Origin of the sequence: Bradyrhizobium arachidis (assembly GCF_015291705.1) — a bacterium.
Classification (GTDB): domain Bacteria; phylum Pseudomonadota; class Alphaproteobacteria; order Rhizobiales; family Xanthobacteraceae; genus Bradyrhizobium; species Bradyrhizobium arachidis.
In genome coordinates, this window is the sequence record NZ_CP030050.1 from 3724411 (window position 1) to 3741726 (window position 17316).

Here is a 17316-nt window from a genome sequence, read left to right on the forward strand (position 1 = left end):
ATGGGCGAGGGCGCAAACATGCCGCTGATCGAGGTCGCCAATCTCGGCGTCCGCCTCAACACCAGCCGCGGCCCGGCGCAGGCCGTGCGCGGCGTCAGCTTCACCCTGAAGCGCGGCGAGACGCTGGGGCTTGTCGGCGAATCCGGCTGCGGCAAGTCGGTCACCGCGCTGTCGCTGATGGGCCTCTTGCCCGAGAGTGCGCTCGTCACCGGCAGCATCAGGCTGGACGGCAGCGAGCTCGCGGGACTATCGGATGCAGCCTATTGCCGTCTGCGCGGCAACCGCATCAGCATGATTTTTCAGGAGCCGATGACCGCGCTCAACCCGATGCACACGATCGGGCACCAGGTTGCCGAGCCGCTGCGGCGTCACAAGAAATACTCGGCGGCGCAGGCGCGGCGCGAAGCGATCGCCTTGCTCGATCGTGTCGGACTGCCCGATCCGGCCAGGCGCGTTGATGCCTATCCGCACCAGTTCTCCGGCGGGCAGCGTCAGCGCGTCACCATTGCCATGGCGCTCGCCTGCGAGCCTGATCTCTTGATCGCGGACGAGCCGACCACCGCGCTCGACGTCACCATCCAGGGCCAGATCCTCGACCTCATCGCCGATCTCGTCGAGGAGCGCGGCATGTCGATGATCCTGATCTCGCACGATCTCGGCGTCATCGCCGAGAACGTGCAGCGCATGATGGTGATGTATGGCGGTACCGTGGTCGAGAGCGGCCCGACCGACGAGGTGTTCCGCCGCATGGGACATCCCTACACGCAGGGCCTGTTCCGCGCCCGCCCGAAGCTCGGCGCGCGCAAGGGCACGCGGCTGACGACGATCTCTGGTACCGTGCCGGAGCTCGCGGACCTTCCGGCCGGGTGCACCTTTGCCGATCGGTGTCCGCTCGTGATCGATGCCTGCCGTGCTGCGCTGCCGCCGATGGCGGATGTCGGACCCGGACATGGCGTTCGTTGTATCAGGACCGACGTCTCGATGGCTGCAAATGTCGGAGCGCTGTCGGCATGAGCACCGCGCCGCTTCTCGACGTCAGGGATCTCGAGCAACGCTACACGCTGCCGCGCGAGAGTCTGTTCCGCCCGCCCGGCCAGGTGCGCGCGCTCAACGGCGTCAGCGTGACGGTCGCGGCCGGCAAGAGCCTCGGCATCGTCGGCGAGTCCGGCTCCGGCAAGTCCACCTTCGCGCGCGTCGTGATGGCGCTGGAGCGGCCGACATCGGGAGCGGTCACGCTGCTCGGCCGCGACCTCAACCGCGTCCCAGCGGACGAGCTGCGCCGCGCGCGCCGCGACTTCCAGATGGTGTTCCAGGATCCGTACGGCTCGCTCGATCCGCGCCAGACCATCGCGCGCATCGTCGCCGAGCCGCTCACGGTGCTGGAAGGCGCCGACCGCAGCACCTTTCGCGCGCGCGTTTCGACGGTGCTGCGGCAGGTCGGCTTGCGAGATGCCGACATGGACAAATATCCGCATGAGTTCTCCGGCGGTCAGCGCCAGCGCATCGCGATCGCGCGCGCGCTGATCACCCAGCCGAAGCTGATCGTCGCCGACGAGCCGGTCTCCGCGCTCGACGTCTCCGTGCAGGCGCAGGTGCTCAACCTGATGCAGGACCTGCAGGAGCAGTTCGGCCTCAGCTACATCCTGATCAGCCACGACCTCGCCGTCGTCGATTATCTCTGCGACGAGGTCGCGGTGATGTATCTCGGCCGGATCGTCGAGCAGGGACGTCCCGAGGATCTGTTCGAGCGCTGCGCCCATCCCTATACGCGGGCGCTGCTGGATGCCGTGCCGCGGGCGCGTGCCGGGGGCGGCCGGCGCCGCCGCGGGGCCCAAGTGATCGCCTCGCAATCGGCAGCCGCAACGGGGTGCCCCTATGTCGCGCGCTGTCCACTTGCCGACCAGCATTGCCGCGAGGTTCCGCCCTTGCTACGCAAGGTGGGCGAGGGGCACCTTGCCGCCTGCCACAAGGCGGAGGCGGTGATGGCGTTGCCGCAGGCGGCCATGGAAGGTTAGTGTCCGCCGCAGGATTGGCGTAGGCTCAAAGAAAGCAGGCCGGGGAGTTACGAGATGTTCAGGAAGCTATCGATCGTCGCTATTGCCGCAGCGCTCGCCGCGGCGCCGCTGCCGGTGCTGGCGCAGGGCAAGAAGGACAGCGTCGTCATGGCGATGACGCTGGAGCCGCCGGGGCTCGATCCCACCAACGCGGCGGCTGCCGCGATCGCCGAGGTCACGCTCTACAACATCTACGAGACCCTGACCAAGATCAACGAGGACGGCTCCGTCGCGCCCCTGCTGGCGGAGAGCTGGACCGCATCACCGGACCTCAAGACCTATACGTTCAAGCTGCGCAAGGGCGTCAAATTCCACAACGGCGAGGCGTTCGATTCTGCCGCGGTAAAGTTCTCGTTCGAGCGCAACGCGGCCGCCACCAGCACCAACAAGGACAAGAGCCTGTTCCAGGCGTTCGAGAAGGTCGAGGCGCCCGACGCCGACACGGTGGTGATCACCCTGAAATATGGTGAGCCGAACCTGCCGTTCCTGCTCGGGCAGGCGAGCGGCTCGATCGTCGAGCCGAAGAGCGCCGCCACCAATGTCACGCAGCCGGTCGGCACCGGGCCCTATCAACTCGGCGCCTGGGCCAAGGGCTCCTCGATCACGCTGAACAAATGGGCCGACTATCGCAACGCCTCCGCGGTCAAGCTCTCGAAGGTGACGATCCGCTTCATCTCCGATCCCGCAGCGCAGGCCGCGGCGCTGCTGTCGGGCGACGTCGATGCGTTCCCGCGTGTGTCGGCCCAGCGTACCATCGCGCAGTTCAAGGCCGATCCGCGCTTTAACGTCATGATCGGCGGCTCCAGGGCCAAGACCATCGTCGGCATCAACGAAAAGAAGAAGCCGCTGGATGACGTCCGCGTCCGTCGCGCCATCCTGGCCGCGATCGACCGCAAGGCGATGATCGACGGCGCCGTCGATGGTTTCGGCACGCCGATCGGCAGCTTCTACGTGCCGGGTGCGCTCGGCTATGTCGACACCACCGGCATCAATCCCTACGACCCGGAGAAGGCCAAGAAGCTGCTCGCTGAAGCCGGCGTCACCACGCCGCTCGAGCTGTCACTCAAGCTGCCGCCGCCGCCCTATGCGCGCCAGGGCGGCGAGATCCTCGCGGCCCAGCTCGCCAAGGTCGGCATCATCGCCAAGATCGAGAACGTCGAATGGGCGCAGTGGCTGTCGCAGGTGTTCGCGGCCAACGGTCCGCATAATTACGATCTCACCATCGTCAGCCATGTCGAGCCGTTCGATCTCGTCAAGATCACCGAGCCGGACTACTATCTCGGCTACAACAACGAGGCGTTCAACGCGCTCTACAAGCAGATCGTGTCGACGCCGGACGAAGCCGCCCGCGCAAAGCTGCTGGGCGACGCCCAACGCATGCTGGCCACCGACGCGGTGGCCGGATTCCTCTACCAGCCGCAGCTGATCACCATCACGAACAAGAAGCTGAAGGGCGTCTGGAAGGAAGTGCCGCAATACGAGAACGATTTCTCGACGTGGTCCTGGGAGTAGGGACTGCGCGACCAAGTCGAACCTGTCGTTTCAACATCGGCCTCTTCCCATCGGGGAGAGGCCATTTTCTTGGCCCGTCCAAACAGAAACCTGAAAACAACCCCATGCACAGTAGCCCGGGTAGTCATTTCAATGGCTTGCGCGCGCGGCCCGACGGCATGCGCAAATTCTCGATGCCGGTTGACCCGTCGGGCAAAACACTGGCATGATGGCATCATCGAAGAAGGCCGCACCGCTTTCACGGGTGAGCGCCGCCTCTGTTGATCACCCCAACTTGAACGATTGAAACCCTCATGCGTTAGCCCGGCGCAGGATGGTCGCTTGCCGTGCGATCCAGCGCGCGTGTTTGCGGAGGTCGCTCATTGCTCAAACTATACAGGTGGCCGTCCGACGACTGGCAAAGCATCCACACGGAAATGCCCTCGGAGATCATCTGGGCTGACCTCCTGAACGCAACCGCGGAGGAGAAGCAGTTCGTCGAGCGTTTGCTGAAGATACGGATTCCGTCCGAGGATTCGCTCAGTGAGATCGAGGCGTCGAGCCGCCTGATCCTCGACCACGGCACGCTCTATCTCAGCTCGCCTGCGGTCCGGCACAACGAGGACAACGAGGCCGAGATCACGCCGGTAGGATTTCTCATCGGCCCGCACGTGCTGGTGACGGTGCGTTTCGCGCAACTGCCGACCTTCGACGACGTCGGCAAGCGGATCGGCTCCGACGACAGCCTGGAGAACGGCATGTGTGTGTTCACCAGCCTGCTCGAAGCCATGATCGACCGCGGCGCCGATGTTCTGGAGCATCTCGGCGCCAAGGTCGACAAACTATCCCACGGTGTCTTCAAGGGAGGGCTCGTCCGCACCAAGCGCCCGGTGCGCTCCAGCCGCAGGATGCGCGAAGCGCTGGAGAACATCGGCGATCTCGCCGATCGTCTCGCCAAGGTGCGGGACGTCCTGCTCGGCGTCGGCCGCGTCGCCTCGTTTGCCCACGATGTCGGGAGCGACTGGATCACCGCTGCATCGAAGAAGCGCCTCCAGGCCGTGTCGAAGGACGTCGCCTCGCTCAGCGACTACGAGACGCGCTTGACCGACAAGATCCAGCTTCTGCTCGATGCGGTGCTCGGCTTCATCAACATCCAGCAGAACGAGCTGTTCAAGATCCTGACGATCGTCTCGGTCGTCGGCGTGCCGCCGACCATCCTGGTCGGCATCTGGGGCATGAACTTCAAGCACATGCCGGAGCTCGACTGGACGTTTGGTTATCCGTTGGCCTGGCTCGCGGTCATCGCCAGCGCCTTGCTGCCGCTGTTCTGGTTCAAGCGGCGCGGCTGGTTCGAGTGATGGAAGCGGCGCACCGTTTCGGAACGATGCTCCGCTGCTTCGTCAGCTTGCGCAGGCAGTCACGCCGACTTCACCCTTCGGGCACACCGGCTAGATGTAGCCCTTTCAGGATGCGCTTGGCGCCCGCCAGGAAGGCCGGATTGTCGCTGACTGAAAAGCTCTTGAAACGACGAATGGTGAAGGTGGGATTGAGTGCAAGTCCGGCTCTCACGGCAGCCTGGGCCTCGGGCAATCTGCCAAGATGTGCGAGCGCAGAACCCAGGCCAAAGCGTGCGAAGGCATAATTTCGATTGGTTTCAATGCTGCGATGGAACCAGGTGACGGCTTCGGCATCCGCCTCAAGCTGCATTTTGGCGAAGGCGATGTCGCCCATCCAGGCAAAAGCGAAGATATCGTGAGGAGACAGGCGTAAGGCCTGGTTGACATGGCCCTCGGTATCCTTGCCACAACCAGTGAACAGTTTGGCGATACCTATGACTGGGTGCGCGACAGCCAAATTGCGGTCCAGCGCCAACGCCCGCTCGCACTCGGCCACGCCTTCGGCGATGCGGTTCGTATAGACGAGAACGGCCCCCAAAGTGACGTGGGCCCAGGAATGATTTGGCGCAACAGACAATGCCTTTAGCAAGGTCGTTTCTGCCGCAACAAGGAGGGAATGGCTGTCATCGGTCAACATGGCGCAGGCAGTTAGAGTGTCGACCGTCGCCATCCACACCATCGCATCGACGTTTCCGGGGTCGACCGACAGCGCCCGTTCAAAAAAGTGGCGGGCCGGACGCAGATTTTCGGACGTAAGCCCCTTGTTCCACCAAAAGCGACCTTGAAGATAAAAGTCCATTGAATCCGGATGCGGGACACTTTCGGCCCTGCGTGCCTCGGCTTCAATGAGTTGCGCGTTCAGCGTATTGGCGAGCCGCGATACAATCTCGTCTTGCAGATCGAACAGGTCGGCGACGGCCTTGTCGAAACGGTCGGACCATAGTTGCGAGCTATCTTCAGCATTCACGAGTTTGACGTTCACCCGAAGCCGGTTTCCGGCGCGCTGGACCGAGCCTTCGACCACATAACGGACATTCAACTCACGGCCGATCTGTCTGAGATCGAGCACCTTGCCCTTGTAGGTGAATGCGGTGTGTCTGCCGATGACGAACGACCGCCTGATGCGTGACAGGTCCGTGGTCAGGCTCTCGGTGATGCCGTCGACCAGGTAGTCCTGTTCCGGGTCAGCACTGAGATTGGCGAAAGGCAGCACGACAATGGAAAGGTGGGCCGGCGATGTCCGGGGTGCCGAACCAGTCAATTCGATTTCGGACATTTCCCGCACAGCGCCAACGAAGCGAAAGCCCTTGCGCGGCAGCGTCTTGATCAGGCTTTGCTTCTGCCCCGAGTCGCCGATGGCGCTCCGCGCGGCATTAAGCCGAGTAGTCAGCGCGGCATCCGAAACGATGCGCCCGTTCCAAACGGTCGCGACGAGCTCGTCCTTGCTGACGACGCGATCACGATTGCAGATCAAGAACTCGAGCAGGTCGAAGAGCTGCGGCGTAACCGATACCAGCTCCGTCCCCCGGCGCAATTCGCGCCGGCCGGTGTCAAATGTGCAGTCTTCAAAGAGATAACGCAATCCGTTCTCCCTCGCCTGAACACCTGACGAGCAGGATAGCTTACGATCGGAGGAATGTAAGCAACGAGGTGATCGAATTGCATCCGCGACGGGCTCGAATGATGGCAGCGGCGCACCGCTTGAACGATGCGCCGCTGCTCGTTAGCTCACGCCGCTTTGGCCTCGACGCTGCCGATCCAGTTGCGGGCCAGCGTCACGTCGGCCTGCGACAATTGATGGCCCGCCGGCAGCACCCTGTGGTCGACACGCGCCCCTGCGTCCAGCAGCAGCGCTGCAAGTTGTCCCGAATTGCTCGCCGGCACGATCGGGTCGTTTTGCCCTGAGAGCAGCAGCACCGGCTTGCCGTCGAGTTCAGCCTTTAGCGGATCGGTTTTGGGCGGATCCGACAGCGGCACCATGGCCCGCAGCAGGATCGCGCCTGCAAGCGCCCCCGGCTTCAGCAGCAACAGCGCGGCTGCGATGTTGGCGCCGTTGGAGAAGCCGACCGCAATCGGCGCGGCGATGCCGTATTGCTTCCGCGCATCCGCGACGAACTCGCCGAGCTCGAGCGCACGACGCCGCACGTCCTCCTCGTCGAACACGCCTTCGGCAAGACGGCGGAAGAAGCGTGGCATGCCGTGCTCGAGCACGCGGCCGCGCGGCGAGAGCAGAGCGGAGCCGGGCGAAATCATCTTGCCGAGCCCGAGCAGGTCGTTCTCGTCGCCGCCGGTGCCGTGCAGCAGCAGCAGTGGAGGGGAGCCCGCGGTGGTCGCGGGCTCGAAACGATGGATGAACTCGGTCACGACACGCTCTCCTCCAGGCGCGGCAGCACGCCCTCGATCTGCTTGCGGTGCTGCTCCAGGAAAGCTGGCAGCTTCAGGTCGCGTCCCAGCGTCGCGACGGGCTCGTCGACGGCGAAGCCGGGGATATCGGTCGCGATCTCGAACAGCACGCCGCCAGGCTCGCGGAAGTAGATCGAGCGGAAGTAGTTGCGGTCCCGCTGCTCGGTCGGGTGCAGGCCGTGATTGCTCACGAGCTTTTCCGCCATCTTGCCCTGCTCGGCATCGTCAGCCGCGCGGAAGGCGATGTGGTGCACCGAGCCGCCGCCCTGATGCCCGCGCAGAAAACCCTTGGCCTCGTAGATGTCGACGACGCTGCCCTCGACATCACCAGGCGCCTTGAAACGGATCACCGAGCCTTCGCGACCGGTCTCCTTGAAGCCGAACACGTCGGTGAGGACGGCAGCCGTCTTTGCCGCGCTGTCGAGCAGCAGGGTCACGCCGTGGAAGCCGCGGATCGCGTGCTCGGCCGGCACGTCGCCATTGCTCCAGCCGGGCTCGTTCTCGGCGCCGGGGATGCCGACGAGTGCGAGCGCCATGCCGTCAGGATCGGTGAAGGGCAGCACGGACTCGCCAAAGCGCTTCTCGAGCGCCTCGTAGGCAATGCCCTTCTCGATGAAGCGTTGGGTCCAGTAGCCGAGCGAGCGCTGCGGCACGCGGAAGGCGGTCTGATGGGTCTCGCCGACGCCGCGACGCCCGGCGGGAACGCCGGCCCAGGGGAAGAAGGTGAGGATGGTGCCGGGGCGGCCGGTCTCGTCGCCATAATAGAAGTGATAGGTGCCGGGATCGTCGAAATTCACCGTCTTCTTGACGAAGCGCAGGCCGAGATCCCGGGTGTAAAAGCCGAAATTGCGGATGGGATCGCCGGCGATCGCGGTGACATGGTGCAGTCCAGACATTGTGGTCCTCCAGATGCGGGGAGCTTTCTTGCTCTCGTTGGAAATATCGTTCCGCTTTGGATTGGAGACAATCCATGCAAATATGACGGCTATGTCTACGATTTGGAAACAATCGCCGGGGCCAGCGCTTGGATAAGGTCGCCAGCCTGCGGGCGTTCGTGAAAGTGGTCGAGAGCGGCAGCTTTGCCGAAGCGGGCCGGCAGCTCAGGCTGTCGCGCTCGGCGATCAGCAAATACATCGCCGACCTCGAGGAGAGCCTCGGCGTCCAGCTGCTGAACCGGACCACGCGGCATGCGAGCCCGACCGAGAACGGCCAGCGCTATTTCGAGCGGGCGGTCGTGATCCTCTCGGAGATCGAGGCCGCCGATCAGGCGGTGACGCAAGCCCAGTCGGCGCCGCGGGGCCTGTTGCGCGTCAACGCGCCGATGTCGTTCGGCACCATGCGGCTGGGTCCCGTGCTCGCCGATTTCATGACGCACTATCCCGAGCTTCAGCTCCAGATCGTGCTCAGCGACGATCTGCTCGATCCGGTGCAGGACGGCTTTGACGTGACGCTGCGGATCGCGGAGCTGGAATCCTCCAGCCTGATCGCGCGAAAAATCACGCCGGTGGCGCGGATGATCTGCGCCTCGCCGGATTATCTCGCGCGGCACGGCACGCCCAGACATCCGCAGGATCTGCGCGAGCACGCGTCGCTCACTTACGGCTTCCTGCTCACGGGCAACCAGTGGAAGCTCACAGGCAGCGACGGCGACCACTGGATCCAGCCGGCCTGGTCGCTCTGCGTCAACAATGCCGAGGTGCTGCGCGATGTCGCGATCAAGGGCAGGGGACTTGCGCTGCTCCCCGAATTCATCGCCGCCGATGCGTTGAAGACGGGCGAGCTGCGGACGGTGCTGGACGACTATTCAGCGCCGCCGCTCGCGCTCTACGCGGTCTATCCGCCGACGCGGCATTTGTCGGTGAAGGTGCGGCTGTTCATCGATTTTCTGGTGGAGCGGTTTGGGCGGGAGGAGGACGCGACGAGCCGATTAAAATAATCGGCTTGTCGCGCCGATCTATTTCTTCCCGTCGAGGAACTCGCGCACCGCCTTGATGGTCGCTGCCGGATCCTCCTCCATCAGCCAGTGTCCAGCGTCCGGAATGACGACCTCCGTGACATCGGTCGCCGCGTTCCGCATCACGACGGCTTCCATCTTGCCGAACGATTTCTCGCCGCCGATGGCGAGCACCGGCATCGCCAGCTTGGTCGTGATCGCCTTCTTGTTGTCTTCGGCGTCGGTGCGGATCGCCCTGAACTGCGCGAAGGCCGCGTGCATCGCGCCCGGCCGCGCATAGAGCTCTGCGTAATGGCGGCGCGTGGCCTCGGTGATCTTCGAGGGCGTGCCCGCGAATTCATTCCAGAAGCGGTCGAGATAGATGCGCTCGCGGCCCTTGACCAGCCGCTCCATGTCGGGGCCGCCGAAATCGAAGTGCCACAGCAGCGGGCTGCGCACGACCTCGTCCCACGGCGGCACCCCGGGCACCGGCGCATCCATGACGACCAGCTTCTCGGTCAGGTCGCGATACCGGGCCGCGTAGGCATAGGCCACCATGGTCCCGATATCATGCCCGACGACCGCAGCCTTTTCGATGCCGAGCGCCTGGAGAACAGCCCGCATGTCGGCCGCCTGGCTCCATTTGTCGTAGCCCTTGTCGGGTTTGTCCGAGAGGCCCATCCCGCGCAGATCAGGCACCACGACGGTGTGATCGCGCGCAAGGTCCACGCCAAGCTTCGCCCACATGTCGCCGGTGTCGCCGAAGCCATGGATCAGGATCACGGCGGGACCCTGGCCGCCGACGCGCACGTGAATCTGCGTGCCGTTGGCCGGGATGGTTTGGGTCTTGAAGCTGGACGGGAAGGACTCCGTTTCGGCGCGCGCGGCAGGTGCAAGCAGCATGAGAAGAATGGCGAGACATTTTGCGCGCACCGGCGACTCCTATCGTCCTGAAGTTCAGGGAGTGTCCGTACGCTGCTCTTCGGACTGAAGCAACTCGTCCGGCGCGCTCATCGAGGCCTTCTGAAGCGCAGCGAGCTCGCGCGCCGCGCTCTGGCATTCCGGCGGCGACATCGAGCCGGCCGCCAGCTCGACCGCGCAACAGCGCTCGAACAGGCGGACGAGGCCGAGCGCGCCGGCGGCGCTGCCGAGCCGGTGCGTGATGTCGCGATCAAGGGCAGGAGGCTCGCGCTGCCCCGGAATTCAGCGCCGCCGATGCGTTGAAGGAGGGCGAGCTGCGCACCGTGTTGGACGACTATTCAGCGCCGCCGCTCGCGCTCTACGCGGTCTATCCGCCGACGCGGCATTTGTCGGTGAAAGTGCGGCTGTTCATCGATTTTTTGGTGGAGCGTTTTGGCCGGGAGGAGGCGGGCGCGCGGACGCGCTGAGGCGGCCATGTGGACCCATATCAAACGCTGGGCTTCCGGATGTCCGCTTCACCTCGAGCAGCGACGAAAAACGGGGCGTGCGGCGACTTCGCCTCTGGGCCAATAACGGAAATTTCGCTGTCCTATTAAGAGGGTGGCGCGTGTAGTAAGCTCCGATCGAATTCAACCAATTCAGCAATACGCCTCCCTGGGCCTGGTCTTTGTCGCAACTTTGCACGCGGCAGGTCACGCGCGTCACCGCGTGCATTCTGGAGAGGAGAGTTAGATGAGAACTCACTCGATAAAGATATCTTTTGCGCTAGCCCTGCTAGGTGCTGCCATCACGAGCGGTGCAATTGGTCAGCAAGACCAACAGCTCGGTAAGGTGACGTTCCCCACCTCCTGCGATCCCGGTGTTCAAGCCGAGTTCGACCGCGGCGTCGCCATGCTGCATTCATATTGGTTCCTGATCGCCCGCCGGAAATTCGAAGCGATACTGCAACAAGATCCCGGCTGCGCCATGGCATATTGGGGTGTGGCGATGGACCTCCTTGGCAACACGCTTGCGACCACGCCATCAAATGTCGAGGCACAAGCAGCCTGGGATGCACTTGAAAAGGCACGGTCGGTCGGGGCGAAGACGCCACGTGAGCGGGACTGGATCGAGGCGCTGAGCGCCTATTTCCGCGACTACAATAAGGTTCCCGTTGATGCCCGTCTGACGGCCTACAATGCTGCGATGGAGCGCATGGTGCAAACCTATCCTGACGACTACGAGGCGAAGGCGTACTACGCGCTCACGCTACAAGCTTCCGCGAAGAAGAACGACCTCTCATACACTAACCAGCTGAAATCCGCGGTACTTCTGGAAAGCCTGTTCGAGGAGAACCCTCAACATCCGGGTGTGACGCATTACCTCATTCACGCCTACGATTTTGCTCCGCTTGCCGAAAAGGGGATTGCATCAGCCCGTCGCTACGCCGGCATCGCGCCGGCGGTGCCGCATGCGCGGCACATGCCGTCTCACATCTATTCCATGGTCGGGCTCTGGGAGGAATCCATCGCCTCAAACGCCTTAGCGCTTGAGATTCAGCCCGACTACTATCACGCATCGGACTTCACGGTGTATGCGCATCTGCAGCTCGCGCAAGACGCCAAAGCCGACGCGATGATCAAAAAGTCGCTGGCCACCGCCGATCGCGGCGACCGGCCGATCAACTTCGTCAATTTCACCGCCAAGGCCGCCATGCCGGCGCGCTATGTCTTGGAGCGTGCCGACTGGGCCGGCGCTGCCGCCCTGGCGATGACGCCGACCAAATATCCCATGGCGGATTCGTTGATCCGCTTCACGCGCGGTCTCGGCATGGCGCGTGTCGGCGATATCGCCGGCGCCAATAAAGAGATCGAGGAGATGAAAGCGTTGCGCACGACGCTGCAGGGTGCTGACCAATCCTACTGGGCCGAACGCACCGAAGAGCAAATGCTTGCGGTCTCCGCGTGGGTCGCACTGAAGGAAGGCGACCACGATCGGGCCCTCAAGTTAATGCGGGCAGCCGCCGACAGCGAAGACAGCAGTGTCAAACACGTGGCCATGGAGAATCGCCTCTTTCCGCTGCGCGAACTGTTGGCGGAATTGCTCCTGGAGGTCGGACAGCCCACAGCCGCACTGAACGAGTATGAGACCGCACTCAAGCAAACTCCCAATCGCTTCCGCGCGTTCTGGGGCGCCGCGCGTGCTGCCGACCGCTCCGGCGACCGTCAGAAGTCAACCGAGTATTATAGCAAGCTGATAGAGCTCGCCGGGAACGCCGATACGGAGCGGCAGGAAATCCGTGAAGCCAAAGCACAATTGCGGAACGACACCGTGGGTACTTCACGACAATGATGCTTCGGCGGTCCGATCCATGCCCAAGAGCGCCGTCAATGTAGGAATGACAACGTTGATCCCGGCAATTGCTGCGGCGACGGTGCTCGGTGGGCTTGTCGCTTATTTTGCCGTCTACGGGAATGACCGGACGGAATGGGGGAGTATACCGCTGTTCAGCGGGTCCACCGGCAAAGGGACGACCGCAGTCACGCCCGAAGCCTGGCCGATCTGCACCACCATGGTACCCGTGGCGGCGGATGCTGAGTGGGTGGAGCTCGATCCCGATTTCAAGGCGGGCAAGAGAGCGCTTGCCGCGGCGGACTGGAATGGGGCCATTGGATCGTTCACGCGCGCCGCCCTGCGTGACCCGCTCAATGCCGATATCCAGAACTATCTTGGTTATTCCTATCGACGCTTGCGCCAACTCGGGCCGGCTGTTGGACACTATCAGCAGTCGCTAACGCTAGATCCGCGTCACCGCAGCGCGCACGAGCATCTTGGCGAGGCTTATCTGGTGCTCGGCGAGCCCACCAAAGCTGAGCAACATCTGGCTGCATTGGAAAATCTCTGCCTCCTTCTTCCTTGCCAGGAATATGACGATCTCAAGCGCGCCATCGCGGCATACAGAAAGCTGGCTGCACATTGAGGGCAGATTGTCCGCTTCGGAATTCGGGCGCACGTCACATGTCGGTTTCGGATCAAAATGCGAGGAACTCAGAGCGAGCAAATCCAGTCCGCTTAGCCGCAAGGAGCGGGCCTCCGCCAGATGAGGCGCAACTTCGCTGATGGGCCAATAGCTGAGAAAGGTGCTACACTCGGCCTATGAAAACGTTTTCGGACAAGGTCCGCGACATCGTGCGCAAGATCCCCAAGGGGAAGACCATGACGTACAAGGCTGTCGCTGCCAAAGCCGGCAATCCGAAAGCTGCACGCGCGGTTGGTGCCATCATGCGCACGAATGACGACCCATCGATCCCGTGTCATCGCGTTATTGCAAGCGGCGGCTCAATGCGCGGCTACGTTCGTCCGCGCCGTCGGCCGGCCCAACAATGATCCGCTTGACCGGGAGCTTCACCGTGCATCGCGGAAGAATGTGACATAGCCCGTAGGATGGGTTGAGCCTTTGCGAAACCCATCGTCAATCCAACGCCTCGCACAATATCGAAGACCGGGCTTGGACTGATCGCCCGCCAGTCCATCGGGTAGCGAGTGAGATCGACGTGACCGTGAGACGAAGAAGGCCCCTAATTGCGCACGCGCTCCATGCTTCACCGGATTGGTACGCGGTCATGACGGAAACAAGAGCGATGGGTTTCGCAAGGGCTCAACCCATCCTACGTGCTGTGCAAGTCCAAAACTTCTCAGACTGGTTCAAGGGGCATTGGTTTGGAGCGGCTGGCCCTTGGTTGCGTATTGGAAACCGAGAGCTCTCGCTGGCTGTGCCGAACTCGCGTTTCTAAAGTTGTGGACCTCGCCCGGCATCTCCGCGTATGCCTCACCTGCCTTGAAGGTTTGCGGCGGCTTTCCATCAACCTCGTAGACAACTGCACCGTCGAGCACGTACACGAATCTCGGCGTCGGGTGCGAATGTCGGCCGGTAGCGGAGTTCGGCGGGATGTCAGCAACCCACACACTCATGTCTTTACCCTCCATTTCCGGAAGGGCAGTCTTGAGAAGGTCGGTCCGTTTGATCGTTGGTGCCTGTTGTCCGACTGTGATCTGACCGCCGATTAGGAATAAAGCGGTACCAAGGATCGTCCCAGACAAAATGGCTCGCCACATAGCGGGCTCCCATTGCTTTGAGCGGGCGGAGCGGCTCGCGACCGCACAAGTCTTGGGTGTGAGCACAGCTACGGCAAGTCCGCTCCGGTGGCGCACCATGCCGCGATTGGTCTGCTAAGGGCCAATTTCGGTGGGCAGGCCGAAGGTTTCCGCCGCTCATCCACTTCGCGCGTCGCGCACCGCCTGCGCGACTTTCGTCGCCTGCGACACCCGTCCGATCTTTGCGCCTGCAATGATCTTTCTTCGGCGTGTGCTTGCCTTCGGCACCATGCCTTCGTTCGCGTTGGCTCCGGCTGGGGGATTGGTCGTGAAGTTCGCGGCGCGATGCAGGGCGAGAGCCTTTCGCGCCGCTTCAACATGCGCGGTCCGAGCTGCCAGGTTGTGAAGGCGCCTAAGCTCGTTGTTCAACCGCTTCAGTGCCGCGGCGAAGACTTGCTTGCGTTCTGATGCATGCTCGGCGGTTCCTGGAAAGCTGGCTCCGCGAGCCTCGGCCTTTCCGCGCCCCTCTCGCTGCCTTTGTCGGCCGAGCGTTCGCTCCTTGTCGCGCATCTTGCGCAAGCGAGGTCGCATGGCCTCGAGCTCAGCGATGTCGACGTGATAGATGGCGGGATGGTGCGTGAGGCGGATCGTCTCATATTCCTCGTGGCTGAGGAGGCTGCGTTCGAGCTTGCAGGGGACCGACATTCTCATCCCTCCAGTTGATTTCCTTGAAGTTCAGGCAGATGAACCCATCCAGGTCGACGATTTTCTCAATCATCAAGCCGCACCCACCAACAATGATCGGCCGCCTCAGTCGTCGGTTCCTTCTGTTCACCTGGCGGGCTGAGATCCCATTTTGTCGCTGGATCAATACAAAACAGGGTCAGTCCGCCGCTTGTCCAGTCGTGAACCTTCTTGACCCGGTACATCGTGCCGCCTGGTCCGAAACGGGTGCAGACGTTGGTGAACATGCCGCTTCCCGCGGCGGGGTTGTCCGGTAGGGCGTGGCGGTCGACAAATTGCAGTGCCGCCGAGAGGCCATCCGTGGTGCGCGTGCGTTCCAGCTCCTTGGTGTTCTCCAGGTCGAAGCAGGCGAGCGTTTGGGACCGCAGCGTGATGATGTCGTCGATTTGGGGCAGCTTGGCGGCATGGGCGGGAGCGATGGCAGCTACAGCCAACGCTGCAATCAGCCGAGATGATGGCTTCATGGCCGTGGCTCCCTTCACGATTTCAGCCCCCTGGCTTCCGCGAGCTTGGAGCCAAGGGAAGTACCTCAGCCGAAACTGACGCAAGTCCACCAAGGGCCGGGAGCCGAACTCAAGCGAGAGCCTCGCCCGGTGCGCCCGCGGCGTTCAATCACTGTCTGCCCTGCTGCGAGCGTCCGAATGCATAGCGCGGATTGACCCCGCAGGACGCATGGGTGCCGGAGGCAGCCGCCCTGCACTGCTGGAGGGTCGCGAACTGGCAGTTGCCGGGATGGCCCCAGCGGCGGCCTTGCAGGCAGTAGCGATCTGCGGCCGCGACCGCGGGCGAGAGTGATCCGACCGTGACCAGGATCAGAATGGCGGACACCGCAGCAAACAGAATACGGCTCATCTCAGTCCTCCTGCACTACTCGTTGGGTGAGTGCTCACCTGTGCTCCACCTGGGTTGGAAAGGCACCGGGACCAAGGTCCATAATAACTTCAGCGTGCCGAATGATGATCCGATCATACCCTTAGAGTTCGCGGTGAATTTCCCGAAATCCTGCCTCGTGCCGATCCCGGGAACAGGGGAAATTCGGAAGGCCGGTTAGGGTCAAGAGCGCCCGCAAGCGGTCTTCCCGGTGCTGTCTGCCTCTAGTCTGCTCGTCGACGGCAAGCCGACTTCAGATTCAAGACAAAGGACAGCAATAGACCACGACTCGAAATGAGCCACCGCGCAGGAATGGGAATTGCCGATCAGGTCGGTTGAACGCCAAAGCTGTTGCCCGTACCGCCTGAATTAGAGAACGAAATTGTCCGTTCGGCAGCCTAAGGTTGGGGAGCGCGAAGGTGAGGGGGGCGATGAACGGTATCCGAACAGGATTTTTGGACTCCATCGGCAATACGCCATTGATCAGGCTGCGAAGGGCATCGGAGGCCACGGGCTGCGAGATCTACGGCAAGGCCGAATTTCTCAATCCCGGCGGATCGATCAAGGATCGCGCGGCCCTCGCCATGGTCAACGATGCCGAGCGACGTGGCAGGCTCAAGCCGGGCGGCGTCATCGTCGAAGGGACGGCGGGAAATGTCGGCATCGGCATCGCGCTCGTCGCCAATGCACGCGGCTATCGCAGCGTGATCGTGATGCCTGACACACAAAGTCAGGAGAAGAAGGATATGTTGCGGTTGTGTGGCGCGGACCTGCGACTGGTCCCCGCCGTGCCGTATTCAAATCCCGGCCATTACGCACGCTATTCAGGTCAGCTCGCCGAAGAACTCGGTGCATTCTGGGCCAACCAGTTCGACAACACTGCCAATCGCGAGGGCCACTACCGCACGACCGGGCCGGAGATTTGGGAGCAAACGGGCGGAAACATCGATGGCTTTACCTGTGCCGTTGGCAGTGGCGGGACTTTGGGTGGGGTCGCGCGCGCCCTCAAGGAGCGCAACCCAGCCGTCAGGATTGCGCTCAGCGACCCCATGGGCGCTGCGCTCTATAACTGGTTCACCAAGGGCGAGCTGACGAGCGAAGGCGACTCCATCACCGAAGGGATAGGGCAAGGGCGTGTGACCAGGAACCTGGAGGGCACGCCAATCGATGCGGCGTATCAGATCACGGACGAGGAAGCGTTGCCCGTTCTGTTCGATCTGATCGAGCATGAAGGGCTGGTGCTCGGTGGATCGAGCGCCATCAACATCGTCGGAGCCATGCGGCTTGCGCGCGACCTCGGTCCCGGCAAGACCATCGTGACGATCCTCGCGGATGGCGGTCAGCGCTATCAATCCAAGCTGTTCAACCCGGAATTTCTGCGCAAGAAGAATCTGCCCATCCCACATTGGATGGGATAGCAACCGCATCG

At 62.8% G+C, this 17316-nt stretch carries 17 protein-coding genes and 2 pseudogenes; 10 read left to right on the top strand and 9 right to left on the bottom strand.

The genetic code is table 11. The features are described 5' to 3' along the window. From WN72_RS17185 to WN72_RS17200, 4 genes are all read left to right on the top strand, one after another. Positions 1–1014 (top strand): ABC transporter ATP-binding protein, encoded by a 1014-nt coding sequence (locus WN72_RS17185; RefSeq protein ID WP_027558926.1) that lies wholly within the window; start codon positions 1–3, stop codon positions 1012–1014. Continuing rightward, a complete protein-coding gene (locus tag WN72_RS17190; protein WP_027558927.1) occupies positions 1011–2015 on the top strand; it encodes an ABC transporter ATP-binding protein in 1005 nt (334 codons plus the stop codon). The genes WN72_RS17185 and WN72_RS17190 overlap by 4 nt, the downstream gene beginning before the upstream one ends. A gap of 54 nt (positions 2016–2069) precedes the next feature. Further along, on the top strand, positions 2070–3566 hold the full coding sequence (locus tag WN72_RS17195) for an ABC transporter substrate-binding protein (RefSeq protein ID WP_092217017.1): 1497 nt from the start codon (positions 2070–2072) through the stop codon (positions 3564–3566). A gap of 362 nt (positions 3567–3928) precedes the next feature. Continuing rightward, complete coding sequence (locus tag WN72_RS17200; protein ID WP_092217018.1) at positions 3929–4903, top strand: magnesium transporter CorA family protein; 975 nt, start codon at positions 3929–3931, stop codon at positions 4901–4903. Positions 4904–4973: 70 nt separating this feature from the next. On the opposite strand, the gene WN72_RS17205 is transcribed toward WN72_RS17200, so the two are convergent. The 3 genes from WN72_RS17205 to WN72_RS17215 all read right to left on the bottom strand — a co-directional run bounded on the left by WN72_RS17205 (position 4974) and on the right by WN72_RS17215 (position 8241). Next, a complete protein-coding gene (locus tag WN72_RS17205; protein ID WP_092217019.1) occupies positions 4974–6524 on the bottom strand; it encodes a winged helix-turn-helix domain-containing protein in 1551 nt (516 codons plus the stop codon). A gap of 146 nt (positions 6525–6670) precedes the next feature. Further along, positions 6671–7306, bottom strand: coding sequence for an alpha/beta hydrolase (locus WN72_RS17210; protein WP_092217020.1), 636 nt, complete (start codon positions 7304–7306; stop codon positions 6671–6673). After that, positions 7303–8241: a ring-cleaving dioxygenase gene (locus tag WN72_RS17215; RefSeq protein ID WP_092217021.1), complete on the bottom strand. Its 939-nt coding sequence runs from the start codon at positions 8239–8241 to the stop codon at positions 7303–7305. The genes WN72_RS17210 and WN72_RS17215 overlap by 4 nt, the downstream gene beginning before the upstream one ends. A gap of 128 nt (positions 8242–8369) precedes the next feature. On the opposite strand from WN72_RS17215, the gene WN72_RS17220 reads away from it, so the two are divergent. Continuing rightward, positions 8370–9281: a LysR family transcriptional regulator gene (locus tag WN72_RS17220; RefSeq protein ID WP_167380895.1), complete on the top strand. Its 912-nt coding sequence runs from the start codon at positions 8370–8372 to the stop codon at positions 9279–9281. An 18-nt stretch (positions 9282–9299) separates the two neighbouring features. Here WN72_RS17220 and WN72_RS17225 read toward each other — a convergent pair whose 3' ends face one another. Both WN72_RS17225 and WN72_RS47835 read right to left on the bottom strand, forming a co-directional pair. Next, positions 9300–10181: an alpha/beta fold hydrolase gene (locus tag WN72_RS17225; RefSeq protein WP_092217022.1), complete on the bottom strand. Its 882-nt coding sequence runs from the start codon at positions 10179–10181 to the stop codon at positions 9300–9302. A gap of 54 nt (positions 10182–10235) precedes the next feature. After that, positions 10236–10436, bottom strand: a pseudogene (locus tag WN72_RS47835) (hypothetical protein); the annotation flags it as partial. On the opposite strand from WN72_RS47835, the pseudogene WN72_RS17230 reads away from it, so the two are divergent. From WN72_RS17230 to WN72_RS17245, 4 genes and pseudogenes are all read left to right on the top strand, one after another. Further along, a pseudogene (locus tag WN72_RS17230) lies at positions 10425–10666 on the top strand (LysR substrate-binding domain-containing protein); the annotation flags it as partial. The pseudogenes WN72_RS47835 and WN72_RS17230 overlap by 12 nt on opposite strands. A gap of 265 nt (positions 10667–10931) precedes the next feature. Continuing rightward, the gene (locus WN72_RS17235; protein ID WP_092217023.1) at positions 10932–12530 is read left to right on the top strand and encodes a tetratricopeptide repeat protein; all 1599 of its coding nucleotides are present in this window, start codon (positions 10932–10934) and stop codon (positions 12528–12530) included. Between the two features lie 19 nt (positions 12531–12549). Then, a complete protein-coding gene (locus WN72_RS17240) occupies positions 12550–13158 on the top strand; it encodes a tetratricopeptide repeat protein (protein WP_051377985.1) in 609 nt (202 codons plus the stop codon). 176 nt (positions 13159–13334) lie between these two features. Then, a complete protein-coding gene (locus tag WN72_RS17245; protein WP_035729978.1) occupies positions 13335–13565 on the top strand; it encodes an MGMT family protein in 231 nt (76 codons plus the stop codon). A gap of 318 nt (positions 13566–13883) precedes the next feature. On the opposite strand, the gene WN72_RS17250 is transcribed toward WN72_RS17245, so the two are convergent. The 4 genes from WN72_RS17250 to WN72_RS17265 all read right to left on the bottom strand — a co-directional run bounded on the left by WN72_RS17250 (position 13884) and on the right by WN72_RS17265 (position 15869). Then, positions 13884–14294, bottom strand: a complete 411-nt coding sequence (locus WN72_RS17250; RefSeq protein WP_051377983.1) for a cupin domain-containing protein — start codon at positions 14292–14294, stop codon at positions 13884–13886. Positions 14295–14450: 156 nt separating this feature from the next. Continuing rightward, the gene (locus WN72_RS17255) at positions 14451–14978 is read right to left on the bottom strand and encodes a hypothetical protein (RefSeq protein ID WP_167380896.1); all 528 of its coding nucleotides are present in this window, start codon (positions 14976–14978) and stop codon (positions 14451–14453) included. Between the two features lie 65 nt (positions 14979–15043). Beyond that, on the bottom strand, positions 15044–15481 hold the full coding sequence (locus WN72_RS17260; protein ID WP_143130635.1) for a hypothetical protein: 438 nt from the start codon (positions 15479–15481) through the stop codon (positions 15044–15046). A 148-nt stretch (positions 15482–15629) separates the two neighbouring features. After that, positions 15630–15869, bottom strand: coding sequence for a DUF3551 domain-containing protein (locus tag WN72_RS17265; protein ID WP_092217027.1), 240 nt, complete (start codon positions 15867–15869; stop codon positions 15630–15632). 449 nt (positions 15870–16318) lie between these two features. On the opposite strand from WN72_RS17265, the gene WN72_RS17270 reads away from it, so the two are divergent. Next, positions 16319–17305, top strand: coding sequence for a cysteine synthase A (locus WN72_RS17270; RefSeq protein WP_092217028.1), 987 nt, complete (start codon positions 16319–16321; stop codon positions 17303–17305). Positions 17306–17316: the final 11 nt, after the last annotated feature.